Annotated in this window: 22 protein-coding genes and 1 other annotated feature (1 of these 23 only partly in view); of the genes, 21 read left to right on the forward strand and 1 reads right to left on the reverse strand. The window is 47.9% G+C overall.

Annotation, left to right across the window (positions count from 1 at the left end; genetic code table 11):
- Window positions 1-109: a binding site (T-box leader), on the reverse strand; it reaches 122 nt to the left of the window's first position.
- A gap of 216 nt (window positions 110-325) precedes the next feature.
- From PVOR_RS11970 to PVOR_RS11980, 3 genes are read left to right on the forward strand one after another with little or no spacing between them, the layout of a single operon-like run.
- Window positions 326-925 carry a CPBP family intramembrane glutamic endopeptidase gene (locus PVOR_RS11970; protein ID WP_006209439.1) on the forward strand — a complete coding sequence of 200 codons (600 nt, stop codon included), beginning with the start codon at window positions 326-328 and terminating at the stop codon, window positions 923-925.
- Window positions 912-1,322: a hypothetical protein gene (locus PVOR_RS11975; RefSeq protein WP_006209440.1), complete on the forward strand. Its 411-nt coding sequence runs from the start codon at window positions 912-914 to the stop codon at window positions 1,320-1,322. Before PVOR_RS11970 ends, PVOR_RS11975 begins: the two co-directional genes overlap by 14 nt.
- Entirely contained in the window at window positions 1,319-2,137 is an 819-nt protein-coding gene (locus PVOR_RS11980) for a metallophosphoesterase (protein WP_006209441.1), read from the forward strand. The genes PVOR_RS11975 and PVOR_RS11980 overlap by 4 nt, the downstream gene beginning before the upstream one ends.
- Before the next feature lie 53 nt (window positions 2,138-2,190).
- Here PVOR_RS11980 and PVOR_RS11985 read toward each other — a convergent pair whose 3' ends face one another.
- The gene (locus tag PVOR_RS11985) at window positions 2,191-3,102 is read right to left on the reverse strand and encodes a polysaccharide deacetylase family protein (RefSeq protein WP_006209442.1); all 912 of its coding nucleotides are present in this window, start codon (window positions 3,100-3,102) and stop codon (window positions 2,191-2,193) included.
- Window positions 3,103-3,195: 93 nt separating this feature from the next.
- Here PVOR_RS11985 and PVOR_RS11990 point away from each other — a divergent pair, with 93 nt between their 5' ends.
- The 18 genes from PVOR_RS11990 (at window position 3,196) to PVOR_RS12070 (ending at window position 16,525) form a co-directional block, all read left to right on the forward strand.
- Window positions 3,196-3,564, forward strand: coding sequence for a hypothetical protein (locus PVOR_RS11990; protein ID WP_006209443.1), 369 nt, complete (start codon window positions 3,196-3,198; stop codon window positions 3,562-3,564).
- A gap of 200 nt (window positions 3,565-3,764) precedes the next feature.
- The gene (locus tag PVOR_RS11995; RefSeq protein ID WP_006209444.1) at window positions 3,765-4,376 is read left to right on the forward strand and encodes a genetic competence negative regulator; all 612 of its coding nucleotides are present in this window, start codon (window positions 3,765-3,767) and stop codon (window positions 4,374-4,376) included.
- Window positions 4,377-4,435: 59 nt separating this feature from the next.
- Window positions 4,436-5,131 (forward strand): glutamic-type intramembrane protease PrsW, encoded by a 696-nt coding sequence (prsW, locus tag PVOR_RS12000; protein ID WP_006209445.1) that lies wholly within the window; start codon window positions 4,436-4,438, stop codon window positions 5,129-5,131.
- Between the two features lie 73 nt (window positions 5,132-5,204).
- Window positions 5,205-5,351: a hypothetical protein gene (locus PVOR_RS31010; RefSeq protein ID WP_006209446.1), complete on the forward strand. Its 147-nt coding sequence runs from the start codon at window positions 5,205-5,207 to the stop codon at window positions 5,349-5,351.
- A gap of 89 nt (window positions 5,352-5,440) precedes the next feature.
- The gene (ypeB, locus tag PVOR_RS12005) at window positions 5,441-6,790 is read left to right on the forward strand and encodes a germination protein YpeB (RefSeq protein ID WP_006209447.1); all 1,350 of its coding nucleotides are present in this window, start codon (window positions 5,441-5,443) and stop codon (window positions 6,788-6,790) included.
- A gap of 223 nt (window positions 6,791-7,013) precedes the next feature.
- Window positions 7,014-7,667 carry a flagellar brake protein gene (locus PVOR_RS12010; RefSeq protein WP_006209448.1) on the forward strand — a complete coding sequence of 218 codons (654 nt, stop codon included), beginning with the start codon at window positions 7,014-7,016 and terminating at the stop codon, window positions 7,665-7,667.
- Window positions 7,668-7,729: 62 nt separating this feature from the next.
- Complete coding sequence (locus tag PVOR_RS12015; protein ID WP_006209449.1) at window positions 7,730-8,017, forward strand: DUF5359 family protein; 288 nt, start codon at window positions 7,730-7,732, stop codon at window positions 8,015-8,017.
- A gap of 175 nt (window positions 8,018-8,192) precedes the next feature.
- Complete coding sequence (gene cmk, locus PVOR_RS12020; protein ID WP_006209450.1) at window positions 8,193-8,873, forward strand: (d)CMP kinase; 681 nt, start codon at window positions 8,193-8,195, stop codon at window positions 8,871-8,873.
- Window positions 8,874-8,894: 21 nt separating this feature from the next.
- Entirely contained in the window at window positions 8,895-9,485 is a 591-nt protein-coding gene (locus tag PVOR_RS12025; protein ID WP_006209451.1) for a lysophospholipid acyltransferase family protein, read from the forward strand.
- Between the two features lie 120 nt (window positions 9,486-9,605).
- On the forward strand, window positions 9,606-10,823 hold the full coding sequence (rpsA, locus tag PVOR_RS12030) for a 30S ribosomal protein S1 (RefSeq protein WP_006209452.1): 1,218 nt from the start codon (window positions 9,606-9,608) through the stop codon (window positions 10,821-10,823).
- 210 nt (window positions 10,824-11,033) lie between these two features.
- The gene (der, locus tag PVOR_RS12035; RefSeq protein WP_006209453.1) at window positions 11,034-12,356 is read left to right on the forward strand and encodes a ribosome biogenesis GTPase Der; all 1,323 of its coding nucleotides are present in this window, start codon (window positions 11,034-11,036) and stop codon (window positions 12,354-12,356) included.
- Window positions 12,357-12,367: 11 nt separating this feature from the next.
- The gene (gene plsY, locus PVOR_RS12040; RefSeq protein WP_006209454.1) at window positions 12,368-12,994 is read left to right on the forward strand and encodes a glycerol-3-phosphate 1-O-acyltransferase PlsY; all 627 of its coding nucleotides are present in this window, start codon (window positions 12,368-12,370) and stop codon (window positions 12,992-12,994) included.
- Window positions 12,987-14,027, forward strand: a complete 1,041-nt coding sequence (locus tag PVOR_RS12045) for an NAD(P)H-dependent glycerol-3-phosphate dehydrogenase (protein ID WP_006209455.1) — start codon at window positions 12,987-12,989, stop codon at window positions 14,025-14,027. Before plsY ends, PVOR_RS12045 begins: the two co-directional genes overlap by 8 nt.
- Before the next feature lie 63 nt (window positions 14,028-14,090).
- Complete coding sequence (locus PVOR_RS12050) at window positions 14,091-14,366, forward strand: stage VI sporulation protein F (RefSeq protein WP_006209456.1); 276 nt, start codon at window positions 14,091-14,093, stop codon at window positions 14,364-14,366.
- Between the two features lie 142 nt (window positions 14,367-14,508).
- On the forward strand, window positions 14,509-14,688 hold the full coding sequence (locus PVOR_RS12055) for a DUF2768 family protein (protein WP_006209457.1): 180 nt from the start codon (window positions 14,509-14,511) through the stop codon (window positions 14,686-14,688).
- A gap of 42 nt (window positions 14,689-14,730) precedes the next feature.
- Window positions 14,731-15,321: a hypothetical protein gene (locus tag PVOR_RS12060; RefSeq protein ID WP_006209458.1), complete on the forward strand. Its 591-nt coding sequence runs from the start codon at window positions 14,731-14,733 to the stop codon at window positions 15,319-15,321.
- A gap of 67 nt (window positions 15,322-15,388) precedes the next feature.
- A complete protein-coding gene (locus tag PVOR_RS12065; RefSeq protein ID WP_006209460.1) occupies window positions 15,389-15,748 on the forward strand; it encodes a 2Fe-2S iron-sulfur cluster-binding protein in 360 nt (119 codons plus the stop codon).
- A gap of 36 nt (window positions 15,749-15,784) precedes the next feature.
- Window positions 15,785-16,525: a DUF3939 domain-containing protein gene (locus PVOR_RS12070; RefSeq protein WP_040680535.1), complete on the forward strand. Its 741-nt coding sequence runs from the start codon at window positions 15,785-15,787 to the stop codon at window positions 16,523-16,525.
- Window positions 16,526-16,637 lie beyond the last annotated feature (112 nt).

Below are 16,637 nucleotides of genomic sequence, written 5' to 3' on the forward strand. Positions count from 1 at the left end.
TCAGCGAAATATCTCAGGAACGCTCAAGAATACTTTACCGCCACCGATTTCCACCAACCATCGGCTCTCTGAGGACGTTGCAGCTTCTTTTTTCCATCATCGGTTTTCACAGATTAATTTTTTCATAATGTATCATGGCTCTAACATTGTGTCAATAGGTGTTTATTCCGTCCTTAGAGCGAAGAAACAGGGGATAGCCTTGAATACCATGCCGGTAATTTGCTATGATGCTTATGCCCGCCTATGATGGAATCAATCTTATATCACTGAGGTTGTACACGAAGATTATCCTAAAATATCAAGATGAAAGACAGGCCCATCTTCTATGAAAAAATTTAAAATACGCGTAAAAAGAATCGAAGCCCATCAACTGAATGACCGACTGCTGCTTATCAATCTGTATCTTACCCAAGCCTTAACCCTAATTGTGGGTTTGATCTGGATCTTGTTTCAAAAGAGGAATCCGTTTGAGCTGTTTGTCATTCCGAAAGAAGTCGAGTTTGTATATTGGGGCCTTGGTCTTGCTGCAGCTATGCTGATTGTGGATTTTGTATTGTCCCGTTTTGTATCTGAAGATAGTATGGATGACGGCGGAATCAATGAAATGTTGTTTCGGAACAGGCCGGTATGGCATATTTTGGTGATTGCCCTGATTGTATCTGTATGTGAGGAACTTCTGTTTCGTGGAGCGGTACAGCATGCATTTGGACCCTACTGGACCAGCATTTTGTTCGCGCTTATACATGTCAGATATCTAAAGCATTGGCTTCCTACAGGATGGGTTTTCTTGAGCAGTTATGGCCTGGGGTACGTCTATATTCATACAGGTACTCTGTGGGCGCCTATACTGTGCCATTTTCTGATTGATTTCATCTCAGGGATGCTGATTCGATTTCGGAGGAAAGAGGAAAATGAACGAGCTTAGCAGAATGGAACGACATCGGAGCCGCAATAAAGGCCGGAAGAACAAGACACCCGCTGCTTCGGAACAAGGAACTGCATCAAAGTCACAACGTGCAGAAGATACATTAAATCGCTCTAAATCATCGGTACATAAAGAACCGGTGGAGCAGAAACTTCAGGACGACAGTCCGACTGAAGGACTGAGCCGGTCCAGATCGACAAGGTCACGCTCAGGTCAATCCGGGGAAGAGGTATCGGCGCCTAAACGAACGAATACGTATTCCTCCTATCGTGTCAGAATGAGCAAATGGTTTGTGAACTCATTGATTGTCATATTCATATTATTAATGGTAGGACTGTTGTGGTGGGGACTGATCGGCGCGCCTCCATTAAGCGAATTATTAAAGGAGTTATTATGAGTGTGTTGATGTGGTTAGCCGGTGCTGCGGCTGTTGGTGCAGGCACAATCGGCTGGATGAGGTCCGAAGCCGGAGGATATCGCATACGTGAAGAGGAAGTTGTATCCGACCGTATTCCTCAGTCTTTTGACGGGTATCGAATATTGTTCATAACCGATATACATCGCAGAGTTTTGTCAGAACAGAAGCTGACCTCCAATCTCTTGCCAGTGGATTGCGTTTTTCTTGGAGGAGATATTACGGAAAAAGGGGTATCCTTTCAGCGGATGAGGCATAACATGTCGGTCCTGCTCCGTATAGCCCCCGTATATGCGGTCCTGGGTAATCATGATCTATATGCAGGCAAGGATGCGGTTCGTCAGGTTCTGCGCGAGACAGGGGTCGCCTTGTTGAGTGATAAGACAATTACACTGAAGAAGAATGAAGAGAGTATAACGCTGAGCGGAATTCGGCAGCCAGCAAGCAAAAAGCATCCGTATACGCAATTTCGCGGCAATCCAAAAGAAGATTCATACCACATCATCCTTGTCCATGATCCGATCTGGGTGAAGGACAGGGAGGAAACGAACGGTGATCTCCTGCTGGCAGGACATACGCATGGGGGACAGATCGTGCTTCCTTTTGCCGGTGCCGTACGGCTGGAGCGCTTCTATAAGAAGTTTAAATCAGGTTGGTATTCACTGCCGAGAAAAGTTGGCGACAGCCTTCACACTTCCCGAATGTTGATCAGCCGCGGATTTGGCACCTCGCACATCCCGCTGCGCTTGAAGTGTCCGGCCGAATATCATGTCATTACATTGCGCAAAAAACCTTAATTCCAACTCGTCAAAGTGATGACGGCGGAATTAAGGCTTTTTTGTATTGAGGGTTATCTTATTTTCGGTTCGATCAATCCAGGATCCACAAATCCATAACCTTTAGACTCGAGCTTGGTGAGCAGGCTGTCAAGTGCTTCGACGGTCCAGGGAAGCTCATGCATCAAGATGTTGCTGCCGGGATGAAGCTGCTCCAGTACATTGTTAACCACAGCATCGGGTTTGTTTTTGTTTTTGCTTTCCCAATCCAGCGAGCCGTTGGACCAAGTCATGAATAACAAATCATGATCCTTGGCAATGGCCTTGACGGTATCCCCGCCAGAGCCGAAAGGAGGTCGGAAGAACTTCGGTTCCGTACCAATCGTTTCCTTTACGATTTTCTGCACATTCCCAATTTGTTCCTCTACGTTCTGTTTGCTCTCTTTTTTCAGATCGATATGATCCCAGGAATGATTCCCAATCACTTGACCGCGGTCGTGGATAAGTTTCAGCAATTCGGGATTTTCTTTCACTCGATATCCGTTAACGAAGAAGATGGCCTTGGCTTCATGTTTGTCGAGTGTGTCAATTAATTGGTTGATCATGTCCTTATCCTTGGGGCCGTCGTCAAACGTGAGCAGCACCACCTTGTCTGGCACGGAATCGTCATTGGGTACAATCCGGTACACTTTATTCATGTGATACTGCGGTTTGGCGGAAGCCACTGCATCCGGCTTTTTATCCGGTTCATCCGTCGGCGGTTCTTGAGATCCATTCGCACTCAATTCCGGATCAGGCTTGTCCGTTTCGTTTACAGCGTCCGTACTCCCGCTTGGAGGGGGCACCTGCCCGGTTTCATTTTGCTGTGTTGTCGGCACATTACCGCCTTCCGCAGCCGCGTCTTGCTTCTGAGCAGCGCCGTTGTTGCCGCACGCACTGAGCATAAGACAGCAGGCCAGCAGAAGGACTGTTCGTGTTCTAACCATGATTCCATCTCACTTTCCTGTATTTATGTAGCATGAGTTCCTGGCGGTGCGAGAACAATAATCTCGAGTTTAACATAGAAGGAGGTATCATTTGTGAAGACTTCGTCATTTCTATATGGTGTCATTATCGGTGCCGTTGCATGCCGGATGATTTCCCGTAAAAACATGGGTTTCTCTTCCATGATGAAAGATGTGAACCTGGGCCGCTTTGCGGATACCGCGATGAGTAAAATTCAAGGCACAAAAAGCCATAACTACGGCTCAAGCCATGAAAGCGTGTCTCCCAGTTCAGGCCGTAACGGCTCCACTCATTCCGACAGAACTTCTGGTGGACAGACATCGACCCATTCGAAAGCTGCCAACCTGAAGCAAGTAAAGGACTTTATCCGCAACAATCCAGACGTGAAGAACGAAGTCGAACAGATTCTCAAAGAGACTCACACCGTCATACCGGGTTTGTAAACGACACGCACCTTTTTGAATCATTCTCGGGGAGTGGACTTCACATCCCTGTGAATGATTCTTTTTTCTTCAGCTACATATTTACGTGCATTTGTGGGTATTAAATGATAAAATCAATTATATAAAACCATTTTTATCACGTCATAATCCAGACATCATAATTTGTTATAAACTTTTGTTTACGTAAGGAGGATCCTGTCATGAAAATAGAGCGTTTGAGTCAAGATAAGATACGGATTTTCCTCACGTTTGACGATCTGAGTGAGCGTGGGATCCAGAAGGAAGAGATGTGGCAGGAAATACCGAAAGTTTATGACCTGTTTACGGAGATGATGGATCAGGCCTACAGTGAACTCGGGTTTGATGCCACCGGACCTCTTGCCGTTGAGGTGTTTGCACTGCCTGCCCAGGGCATGGTGGTTATTGTGACGAGAGGGAAATACGATCACCATTTTAGCAGCTTGTCCGAAGAAGATATGCCGGACGAGATTTATGAAATGGAAGTAACGCTGGATCAAAGTGATACCATCGTCTATGTTTTTCAAGATTTTGAAGTGCTCATTGAAGCATCGCATATGTTGAAGGAACTTGTAGACGGAGCAGGTAAGCTCTATCACTATATGGATAAATGGTTTTTGTATTTCGATCCTGAGGAACTGAACAGCGAGAAGCTGCCGGCGGTCATTGCCATGCTGGCTGAATTCGGCGAATCCTCCTCAGTAACGGAAGCTGTGCTGGAGGAATACGGGAAGAAAGTGATGCCTCAGCAAGCAGTTGAGGTAATCTGTACACACTTCCAGCGTCAGCGTTAATCAATGTGGGCGTGCGTGCCGGACTTCAGGCCCGCAACTAACGGAAGGGGAATTTTTTAGTGCTGGTGTTCTCGGTAATTGCGTCAGCTTTGGCGCCGGGACTCGCATTGCTCACGTATTTTTACCTGAAAGATAGGTATGATCAAGAACCCCTGCATATGGTGATCAAGGTGTTTATGCTTGGGGTTCTGATCGTTTTCCCGATTATGATTTTGCAGCGGGGAATGATACTATGGCTTGGCGATCATCCGGTAGTCAACTCACTGTTCGTTTCAGCGGGCGTTGAGGAGTTTCTGAAATGGTTTATGATGTACCATATTATTTTCAAACACAAGGAATTTGACGAGCCTTATGATGGTATCCTTTATGCAGCGGCTATATCGCTGGGTTTCGCTACTGTAGAGAACTTGCTTTACGCGTGGTACAGTCAGGCTGCTTTTGGTCCCATGTTCTTGCGGGCACTGCTACCCGTTTCGGGGCACGCTATGTTCGGTGTCATCATGGGTTACTACATGGGGCATGCGAGATTCACGGAAGGAAAGCGGAGAAGATTTTTCCTAGCTTTGTCCCTCCTCCTGCCTTGGATGTGGCACGGTCTGTACGACCTGATTCTGAATCTGCTGGCCCATTCATGGATATGGTTCATCGTGCCGCTGATGGTGCTGTTATGGTATGGCGGCATGGGTAAAATCTCAAGGGCTAACAACCGTTCTCCTTTTCGTTTCATAAAACGGGAGGAAGAGGTTAACACGTAATAAATAAGGGCACACTTCATTCTATAGGCCTTGGCTGTCAGCCAAGGAAATATAGAGTGGGAGGTGTCTTTTTTTGCGTATAAAAGTGAAAATCCTTTGCAAAGATTGTGGTGAGCGCTTTATTCTGCGCGGGAAGAAGGAAGATGGCCGGATCGAAACCGGGTTTAAGCAGTGCCTGTGCAACAACCGGGATCACTTCGATATTGAGGAAGATTTCTAAATGATGAAGTAATTATACAGATATGCATAAGACTTCTTCCTTCTAGTCAAACTAACCTCAGTGAGTAGAAGAAAGGAGACTATCGCATCATGTACAAACGATTAAGTGCTATTCTGTTTCCTGTGGCCACAATTTTATTGATCGGGGCTCTGGTATGGGGATATCAAGAGAATAAAGAGAAAAACGCAATATTGATTAACGCCGAGAACCAATACCAACGGGCATTCCACGACTTGTCCTACAATATGGACAGGATCCATGCCGAGCTCGGCAACACACTTGCGGTCAGTTCTACTTCCCAGGGGATGCACCGGAAGGGCTTGATGAATGTATGGCGTCTGACCAGCGAGGCACAGAATGAGATCAGCCAGCTGCCGCTTACGCTGCTGCCATTCAACAAGACCGAAGAATTCTTATCCCGGATATCGAATTTTGCCTATAAAACAGGTGTCCGAGATTTCACCAAGGAACCGCTAAGTGACAATGAGGTTAAAACGCTGAAATCCCTATATGCCAACTCCGGCGAAATTACGAAGGATTTGCAGCATGTGCAGAACAAAGTCATCACCAACAGCTTGCGCTGGATGGATGTAGAAACAGCACTTGCCACGAACAAGGTAGGAGACAACTCCATTATCGATGGTTTCAAAACGGTAGACAAAAAAGTCGAGTCTTACCCTGAGCTGGACTGGGGTCCGTCGGTCAGCAGCATTTATGACAGACGCTCTGTCAAACAGTTGGCAGGCATGCCGATTTCGGAAGAGGATGTGAAGCGGAAAGCGCTGAAGGTCTCGGATGCTGGCAACCAGGCCAAGGTCCAAGTCACGAAGAACGGCAGCGGCACGGAATGGGTATCTTATACAGCTAAGGTAAAACACCCGAACGGTCATATGCTCAGCCTGGATTTTACCGAAAAAGGAGGGCAATTGATCTCCTATACGGATGAGCGCAAGGTCGGTGCGAAGAAAGTATCGGTCCAGGATGCCATCGACAAAGCTCAGCAATTCCTGACGAAAAAGGGTTACTCCGACATGACCGTGGTTTCAGCTGACCAATACGACAACCTCGCCAACTTCTCTTTTGTCCGTGAAGAGGACGGCGTCCTGATCTATCCGGAGAAAATCACCGTTCGTTCGGCGATGGACAACGGGGATGTCATTGGTTTTCAGGCCAGCGACTTTGTATATGAGCACCAGATGAAGCGGCAAATTCCACAGCCGAAGATGAGTCTTGCAGAAGCGGAGAAAGTGCTGAACCCTGAATTCAAGGTGCTTTATCACCGCAAAGCATTAATTAAGAATGACCGTTCGGAGGATGTGCTGTGCTACGAGTTTGGCGGACGTATCAACGGCTCGCAATACCGGATCTATATTAATTCGGATACCGGCCTTGAGGAAACGGTTGAAGTCGTGAAGGATGCACAGGCAGGCATTAAATAACGGCGCTAAACATGGTGGTATGAACCGGTTAAGGAGACTCCTTGACCGGTTTTTTTAATGTGCAGATGCAGTGGAATCAGCGCTTGAATAGTGCCTCAGACAAACCGTTGTTTGCGAAGGGGAGACATGTTTACATTTTCAATCGAAGATTTTATCCCATGGACCCAGGGTTCGCATGATATAATGGTAAATATTGATTATCATGAATTAGTGGGTGAGCGCATTGTATCCAAAGATCAATGATGTCCTCTATATCCAGTTGGATACGGGGGATGAAAAGGAAGCCAAGATTGTATATAAATCCCGCATTTCCGACATGGATGATGAATCCATGTATATGGAGGTTCCGCTGCAGGAAGGCACCGGGAGGCTGAAGAAGCTCTTCATTGGGGACGAGCTGTCAGCGTATTTCCTAAGTGAAGGCGGCGTGAAGAACTACTTTAATTCCTACGTCTTGAGCCATCACGAAGACATTATACGGCTGGTTCGAATTAAGAAGCCGGATCCCGATCAGATAACGAAGGTTCAGAGAAGAAGTTTCCTGAGGGTGCAGGCGGAGCTCGAAGTTGCTGTTATTGCTAAAGACGGCACACAGTTCTTAACCAAAACCGATGATGTCGGCGGCGGCGGGGTATCCTTTCATCTAAAACCGGGCCAATCCATTTCGGAAGGAAGCTTGCTGACTTGCTGGGTTCTGATACCGTACAAGAATGGTGCGGTGGAGCACGTCCCTTTTGAAGGCGAGGTGGTGCGGGTTAAGCAGCTGCCCACGAATCGAAGCATCGTTATGCTGAAATTCAATCATATCGTAGATATGGAACGTCAAAAGCTGATCCGGTATTGTTTCGAAAGACAGTTCGATTTTCGCAATCGATGATGCATAAAAATGGTATAACGGTGGTACACTATCCGAAATTTGTACCGGAGGGACCGTTTGCCATGACAGAAGCAAAGCCTCATCAAGACCCGTTGAATGAAGAAACAGAACTTAATGCTGCGCTCCATGAGAATGGACAAGCCCTTCATGACCGTTACGGAAAAGCGCTGTTTAAGCTGCTGATCGGGCTTGTAGTCGCTTTGGTCATTGCCCAGCTTTTGCTGCATTATGAGCCCAGCAGGCCCTATATTTCGCCGGTTCAGCAAATGGAGGGCGTTCCCGTTAACGAGCCAAATGTAAACGATTGGATGGGGGAAAACACCCCTTCTCTTTTGCATCACTCTAGGTAGTGTGGTATAATTTTCACGTCGCAGGCGGGCGCCTGCTTTTTTCTTGAAATATAAGAATGGTGCAGAATTCATCTCGCGCTTTCTTGTATATTTTTTCTCAGGAAGTGTGATTCCGTCCTATCTGGATGGTAAGCCCTTTCGATTTCGAGGTATATGTTTGAGGAGGAATGCCCCGTTGGTTATGCAGGGGACAGGTTATCGCGACAGAATCAATATTGCCATTGACGGTCCGGCAGGCGCGGGTAAAAGCACAGTAGCACGTATGGTGGCCAGCAGGCTGCAGTACATCTATGTGGATACCGGAGCCATGTACAGGGCAGTCACCTGGTTCATGCTGAACCAAGGGATTTCTCCGGAAGATCCCGAAAAAGTGCTTCAATATGCACAAAACATGGTGATTGAATTAAAACCGCATGAAAATGGTCAAATGGTTTTGCTGAACGGGGAAGATGTCACACCCTATATTCGTTCACACCAGGTTAGTGCAGTGGTATCCAAATATGCACGAATCGAGGGCGTACGGATAAAGCTTGTCCGTTTGCAGCAGCAAATGGCGCTGGAGAAAGGCGTTGTCATGGATGGGCGTGACATTGGCACGACGGTTTTGCCGGATGCTGAGGTGAAGATTTTCATGACGGCCAGTGTCAAGGAACGTGCTCTCCGCCGCTTCAATGAGTTGAGTGATGAAGGCATCACGCTGGAACAACTGGAAAAAGATATCGCAGAACGTGACAGGCTTGACCAGGAACGTGAAGTGTCGCCGCTCCGATGCGCAGAGGATGCCATCATTCTGGATACGACACATATGGATATCAACCAGGTTGTTGAAGCGATTCTTTCATATTGCGAAACTTAAGTGGGATGGGGAGAAAAAGCAATGATTTATCTTTTTTGCAGAGCGGTGGTCCGCGGTTTGTTCGCTATTCTCTACAGATTTGAATCTGTCGGCGTACATAACATACCTTCAGAAGGCGGCGTGCTAATCTGCAGCAATCATATTAGCATAAGAGATCCAATATCTGTCGGGATCCACGTCAAACGCCAGGTGAAATTCATGGCGAAGGCGGAACTGTTCAAAATTCCGGTGTTCGGATGGCTGGTCCGCCAGCTTGGAGCTTTTCCGGTGAAGCGCGGTGGAGTGAGCAAAGATTCCATCAAGATGGCCCTTACCATCTTGCGTTCCGGCGAGATCATGGGCATCTTTCCCGAAGGGACACGCAACTCGGATGCTACCGCAGCGAAACGGGGTGCAGCAAGCTTTGCTCTCCGCAGCGGGGCAACGGTCATACCAGCTGCGATTATCGGTGATTACAAGCTTTTTAGAAAAGTGAAGATCATCTACGGCGCACCTGTGGATCTGTCCCAGTTTGAGGGGGATAAATCACCAGAGGCACTGGATGCGGCAACTGGAATGATCATGGCGAAGATTCATGAAATGCGTGCAAGCGGCAAACCAACCGTGAACTGATTTATTCGCTCCATGCATAAAAAGCATGGGAAAGTTGGAAAGATACTACAGCAATTATGTTTTGAACTTCGCGAATGCGAGTTTAAATAAATGGGGTTTGAATTGAGGAGGTTATTTGACATGTCGGAAGAAACAAGAAATCAAGAGGCTGCTGAAAACCAAGAGCAGCTGGACCAAATCGTATCCTTGAAAAAAGGGGACACCGTGAAAGGGACGATCGTCAAACTGGAGGACAACCAAGCTTACGTAAGCATTGGATATAAATATGACGGCGTAATTCCTGTTCGCGAACTGTCTTCTGTACAACTTGATAATGCATCTGATGCGGTTCAGGTTGGCCAAGAGGTAGAGTGCAAAGTCGTTAGCATTAACGATGACAAGGAAAGCCTGGTTCTTTCCAAGCGCGCGATCGACACCGAGAATTCATGGGAAGAGCTTGAGAAGCATTTTGCAGATCAAGACGTATTCGAAGTAACGGTGGCTGACGTGGTGAAAGGCGGACTTGTAGCCGATGTTGGTGCACGCGGCTTTATTCCTGCGTCTATGGTAGAACGTCATTTTGTTGAAGATTTCAGCGACTACAAAGGCCGCACACTTCGCGTAAAAGTGAAAGAACTGGACCGCGAGAACAACAAAGTGATTCTTTCCCAGAAGGATGTTCTGGAAGAAGAGTTCGAATCCAACAAACAAAAAGTAATGTCCGAGCTTCAAGACGGTCAAGTGCTGGAAGGTACAGTACAACGTCTTACCCAATTCGGCGCATTTGTTGACGTGGGCGGCGTTGACGGTTTGGTTCATGTATCCGAGATTGCTTGGAGCCATGTTGAGAAGCCTGCCGATGTATTGTCCGAAGGCGACCAAGTTCGCGTGAAAGTGCTGAAAGTTGATCCTGAAAAAGGCAAAATCAGCCTCAGTATCAAAGCAGCAGCTCCTGGTCCATGGGAAACAGCTGGAGAGCAATTCAACACTGGCGACATCGTGACAGGCGTTGTAAAACGTCTGGTTACCTTTGGCGCATTCGTTGAGCTGGCTCCAGGTGTTGAAGGTTTGGTTCATATCTCCCAAATCTCCCACAAGCATATCGGTACTCCGCAAGAAGTATTGAAAGAAGGCCAGGAAGTTCAGGTTAAAGTGCTTGATATCAACACTTCCGAGCAGCGTGTAAGCCTGAGCATCAAAGAAACTGAAGAGGCACCAGCTCAAGCTCCACGAGCTGAAAAACCGTCCAAAGGTCCTAAAATCGATCTGAAAGACAACCCTAACGTTTCTTTGAACAATCAAGGCATGAGTGTTACGCTTGGAGAGCGTTTTGGCGATAAGCTGAGCAAATTCAAGTAAGCCCGGGAACAGTTTTGTTCGGTCTATTGACCTATCATAACGAAGTCGGCGAACCCAGAAACCTGGGTTCGCCATTTGTTTTTTTAGGGGACTAACGTGAACGGATGTTGTAACATGGGGTAGAGCATAATAGAAATAAGATGAAAGGTTAGCCAATTGTAACGTTTTTTGCTATGATGATAATCGTAAGAATTGACAGGAGGAGTGACTATGGCAAGACCCGTAGTGGCTATCGTTGGACGACCTAACGTCGGTAAATCCACCATATTTAACCGACTGATTGGCGACAGATTAGCCATCGTTGAAGATAAACCGGGCATTACCCGTGACCGGATTTACGGAAGTGCCGAATGGAACGGCAAAGCGTTCAGCGTCATCGATACCGGGGGTATCGAAATCGACGGTGACGACATGATATTGAAATCCATACGCATGCAGGCAGAGCTTGCGATTGAAGAAGCGGATGTCATCGTATTTATGTGCGATGCTAAAGCGGGGGTTACCCAATCGGACGAGGAAGTTGCACAAATTCTGTTCCGATCCGGCAAGCCGGTTATTCTAAGCGTAAACAAAGTGGATAATTTGAAGCGTGTTGATGATATCTACGAATTCTATTCCTTAGGATTTGGCGATCCTGTGGGCATATCGGGAAGCCACGGGACCGGAATCGGGGATCTGCTTGACGTTGTCGTGGAGAACTTGCCGGAGCTTGAGGATGACGGATATGACGAGGATGTTATTCGCGTCGCTTTGATTGGCAGACCGAATGTCGGCAAGTCTTCCCTCGTTAATGCGATATTGGGAGAAGAACGTGTTATTGTCAGCGACGTTGCCGGGACTACGCGTGATGCAATTGATACGCCGTTCGAGAAAGACGGGCAACGTTATGTGCTCATCGATACCGCAGGTATGCGTAAGCGGGGCAAGGTCTACGAGACGACAGAGAAATACAGTGTCATGCGTGCGATGCGTGCCATCGAGCGTGCAGATGTGGTGCTCGTGCTCATTAATGGCGAGGAAGGCATCATCGAGCAGGACAAGCATATTGCAGGGTATGCATACGAGGCTGGTAAAGCTTCTTTGTTCGTTGTCAACAAATGGGATATGGTTGAGAAGGAAGATAAGACGATGCAGCAGTTCGAGAAGAAGATCCGGGATCATTTCTTGTTCATGACCTACGCACCGATCGTATTCCTGTCCGCCAAAACAAAGCAGAGATTGCAGAAGCTGCTCCCCGTGGTTAAACATGTGGCCGATCAGCATTCACTTCGCGTCCAGACACATCTGCTTAACGATGTGATATCGGATGCGATTGCCATCAATCCGCCTCCAACGGATAAAGGAAGAAGATTGCGCATTAACTACTCAACACAGGTTGCGGTTAAACCGCCAACCATGGTTGTATTTGTCAACGATCCTGAATTGATGCACTTCTCGTATGAGCGTTATCTCGAGAACAAGATTCGGGCAGCGTTTGATTTTGAAGGTACACCCATCAGGATATTTACACGAAGAAAGTCTGATGAGAGTTAGGGGAGAATAGCTTGATTCTGGAGATCGTAGCGATTGTAGTGTGTTATTTACTTGGTTCGGTGAGCTTTAGCGTACTATTTGCCAAAATCCTCAAAGGGATCGACATTCGCCAGCATGGCAGCGGCAACGCCGGGGCAACCAATACCCTCCGCGTCTTGGGGAAAGGGCCTGCCATACTTGTGTTGGCATTGGATGTAATGAAGGGCATCGCTGCGGTTTGGATCGGACGATGGCTCGGGGGAGACAATGAGTGGCTGCCTGGTTTATGCGGGATTGCGGCCATAATCGGTCATAATTGGCCGCTCTATTTCCGTTTTCGAGGCGGCAAAGGGATTGCAACCGCCATTGGTGTGCTGGCCACACTTTGCTTTTTACCGGCGTTTATAGCAGGCATTATCGCAATTCTATCGATTGTTTTTACCCGTTATGTATCTTTGGGTTCCCTTATTTTTGTACTTCTCACCCCTGTTTTTCTTTTAATTGCAGGATATTCTTGGCCGATTTTTTGGACAAGCTTGATTATATGTGTGTTCGCCTTCTGGCGGCATCGTACGAATATTGTGAAGCTTGTACAGGGTCGTGAGAATAAGTTGGGTTCGGGAAAAGGAAAAGACAAAGGAGGGAAGCGTGTTGTCTGACAAAGTCGCTGTTCTGGTGGCAGGTAGTTGGGGAACCGCTTTGGCAAGTGTTCTCGCTTCGAATCATCTGAATGTTGTAGTCTGGACAAGAACGGAGGAACAGACTCGTGAAATTAACGAGTCTCATACCAATAACCGTTATTTGCCCGGTGTGGAGTTATCATCGAATATCCGCGCTACAACCCATATGGAAGAAGCGGTTTCTTCGGCTGTTGCTGTGGTCATTGTTGCACCTTCATCCGCTATGCGGGAGGTCACGGGCCAATTGAAGCCATATTGGACTGAGGATATGCTGGTCATCCATGCGACGAAGGGGTTCGAGACTGAATCCTTGAAGCGGATGTCTACCGTCATTTCCGAGGAGCTTGGCTGTGAGGAAGGACGTGTGGTGGTATTATCCGGACCAAGCCACGCGGAAGAAGTAGTTAGACGCTGTCCTACTACCGTTGTTGTAGCATCATCGGATGCTGCGGCCGCCACAGCTACCCAGGATTTGTTTATGAACACGTATTTCAGAGTATATACGAACCGGGATATGATCGGTGTGGAACTCGCCGGGGCTTTGAAGAATATCATTGCACTAGGTGCCGGGATGTCAGATGGCTTGGGCTTTGGTGACAACGCCAAGGCAGCGCTCATCACCAGAGGGTTGGCGGAAATATTGCGAATCGGTATGGAGATGGGAGCAAATCCGCTTACGTTTGCCGGGCTTGCCGGCATCGGGGACCTTGTGGTTACCGCTACGAGTCAACACAGCCGGAACTGGCGAGCAGGCTCTATGCTGGGCCAAGGCAAGAAGCTGGACGAAGTTCTGGGCTCCATGGGGATGGTTGTGGAAGGAATTCGGACGACCAAAGCGGCACATGCCATTTCTGAGAAATATGGCGTGCAGATGCCGATTGCCGATCAGCTGTATCATGTGCTCTTCCAGGATCGCAATCCCCGTACTGCTGTGGAAGCTTTAATGGGCCGGGATCCCAAGACCGAGATGGAATTGATGCCGCTTGAAACTTGGGAACAGTGGCACACCTAGCTTATTCACCATTCCGATAGCTCTCTCATATATTGTTGTGAGGATGTCGGAGGAGGGGTGGAAATGAGCAAAAGCTTTCACAAGGATGTACTGAATGCGATTAACAAGAAAAGCGGCAAGAAAATTTCTTCAGGGGCTGTCAATAAGCTGGCTAGCACGGTTAAGCCGTCTACAATGCAAAATGAAGCCCAGCTCCGTCAACTGATCAAACAGGTGTCTTCCATGGCGAACATACCGGTTAGTGAGGATACAATCCAGGAGATTGTCGGAGCCGTGAAGAAGAGCGGCATGAATCCAAGCAATATGGAAGCCTTGATGAAAATGATGATGAACAAATAAGTTGCAGCAATGATGAACAAAAGCCACGTCCAGCTGGGCGGCGGCTTTTGTTCTTTTTTTCGACAAACCTGGGGTGAGGCGGTACCGTTTTCGTGATATAATAGGTTGAATAATTTGATGAGAGATTGGAGAGTTTCGTGACATGGATCCAATGCAAAAGATGTGGCTGTCCCTTGTCGCATTATTGATTATGGCGCTGTCTGTCATCGTGGTTACACTTGCGCGAAGCAAGACGAAGGGTTTCCTGCGCGGCACTTTGTCGTTTGTGGCCTTTATGATGATGATTTTTGGTTTTATTATTGGACTGGCCTCCATCATATAACAAAGGAAGCCGTCAGGGATGATAAGGTAAAAGGGGTGCAGCATGACGCTGAATGATCTGCCGGAATTGGAGAAGGTACTAGCTGCCGCCATTCACAGACTGAATCGGGCTTATACCGCATGGCTGCTTGGCGGGAGCTGCAGCTTGCTTCTACAGGACGTGAAGCTGGATAAACCGCCGAGGGATATCGATTTATATACCGATGCGGAGGGTGTTCACCCATTGCATGAGACGCTGGCTTCAGCGGCAGTTGATGCTCCCCGCCTTGATCAGGAAGGAATGTATTCCTCGATTCTGAGCCACTATGTCATTAACGAAGTCCCTATCGAGCTGGTGGGCAGCTTTCAGATCAATTCTTCAGGATCCTCCTATAGGGTAGAGATTGAGTCACTCTTGTACCAAGCAGCGCCTGAGAGCCGTATACGGGACGCTGCGGTACGGCTGATGCCGTTATCCCATGAACTGGTGTTCAACGTGCTGCGGGACAGGCAGGATCGTTATGAAGCTATTGGGGAGGCTATCCTGAAGGACAAGGACAATCACATTCCGCTTCTCCAGCAGTTAATAAGCCGTAATCGTCTGAGCGTGGAGCATCTTGAGATATTGAATCGTTTAATGGGACTGCAGCTTTAGCACAGCATATGTAGATGCAATCACGAAGGTTTGTGTACATAAGGAAGAAAAGGGGGTGCGTTTACCGGTGGACTACGAGGTATTGTTTTTGCCAGATCAGAAAAAAGCCAAGGTTCGTCAACATACGAATGTTCTGGATGCCTCTCGTCGGGCTGGTGTACGTATTCCGACCCGTTGTGGAGGAAAAGCCGGCTGTTTGATGTGCAAGGTTATCATACCGAAGGAGGAGCGTGGGCACTGCTTGCCCCCTGAATCCAAGGAAATTCGAAAGCTGGGTTCAACCCTTATCGAGCAAGGCTACCGGTTATCCTGTCAAACAAGAATAACAGACCATGTAACGGTCATGATTCCGGAGGATCCGCTCAAAGCTGCGGTACGCAAGCAGTTGGAGGCTGCGAGGAGCCGAGATTTGGATGATTTTATTTAAAGTGAAGGATGATGTTAGTTGAGTATTGTCAATGGGATGACCCAAGCAGGGGGCCGTTCAAAGCGGATGTCTGCCATCTTGATCCTGGTACTTTTTCCGATGCTGCTGACCGGCTGCCTGTACCCTGATGAGAAATTACAGGAGAACCAGGTTTCATACAGGGAGAGTATCAAGAGAATACAATCGGCAGTGGACGATTTTTACAAGGAGCAGGGAATACTGCCGATTATAACGGCTGGCCAGGAGATTCCGCGGTATGAGAAGTACCGGGTCGATCTGGATCAACTCAAGGGCAGAGGATACCTCGATGAGATTCCGAACACGGCTTTCGAGCAGGGTGGCAGCGGTTACTTTCTTATTATTAATGAAGAAACGAAGCCAACCGTGAAGGTCATGGACTTGACCACGACCCAGAAGGTGAATGACGTTCAAAGAGCAGTGAATCTGTATAAAATGTCCCATGACAACGCCCTGCCGGCAGGCGAAGCCCTCTATCCGGGTTATACGGCGGTGGACTTGTCCAAGACCGATGCCAAGTCCCTGAAACTGATGAGTGTGTATTCGGGTCAGGAGATGACCTTCATCATGGATGAAGAGGGTACCGTTTATGCGGATTACGCCTTCGATATTATGCAGGCCATCCAGAAAAATGGGGCCGATCCCCAAGAAGGACAAGATTTACGGGTGTTTTTGGAGGAAGAATCCTACTATGTCCCCGTAAAATCAGTCGCTTACACGTGGAAGGACGGGCAGCCCGTGGCCCAGCCGCAATCCTGACTCCTATCTGTAATACCCGTCGAGCCCGGCGGGTATTTTTTTGTTTTAGCAGCAAAGGATCGGCCATGCACTCCTTTTGATGATTTTTTGAAATTGAATGAATCTATTTGGA

Source organism: Paenibacillus vortex V453 (assembly GCF_000193415.1).
Lineage (GTDB): Bacteria > Bacillota > Bacilli > Paenibacillales > Paenibacillaceae > Paenibacillus_AQ > Paenibacillus_AQ glucanolyticus.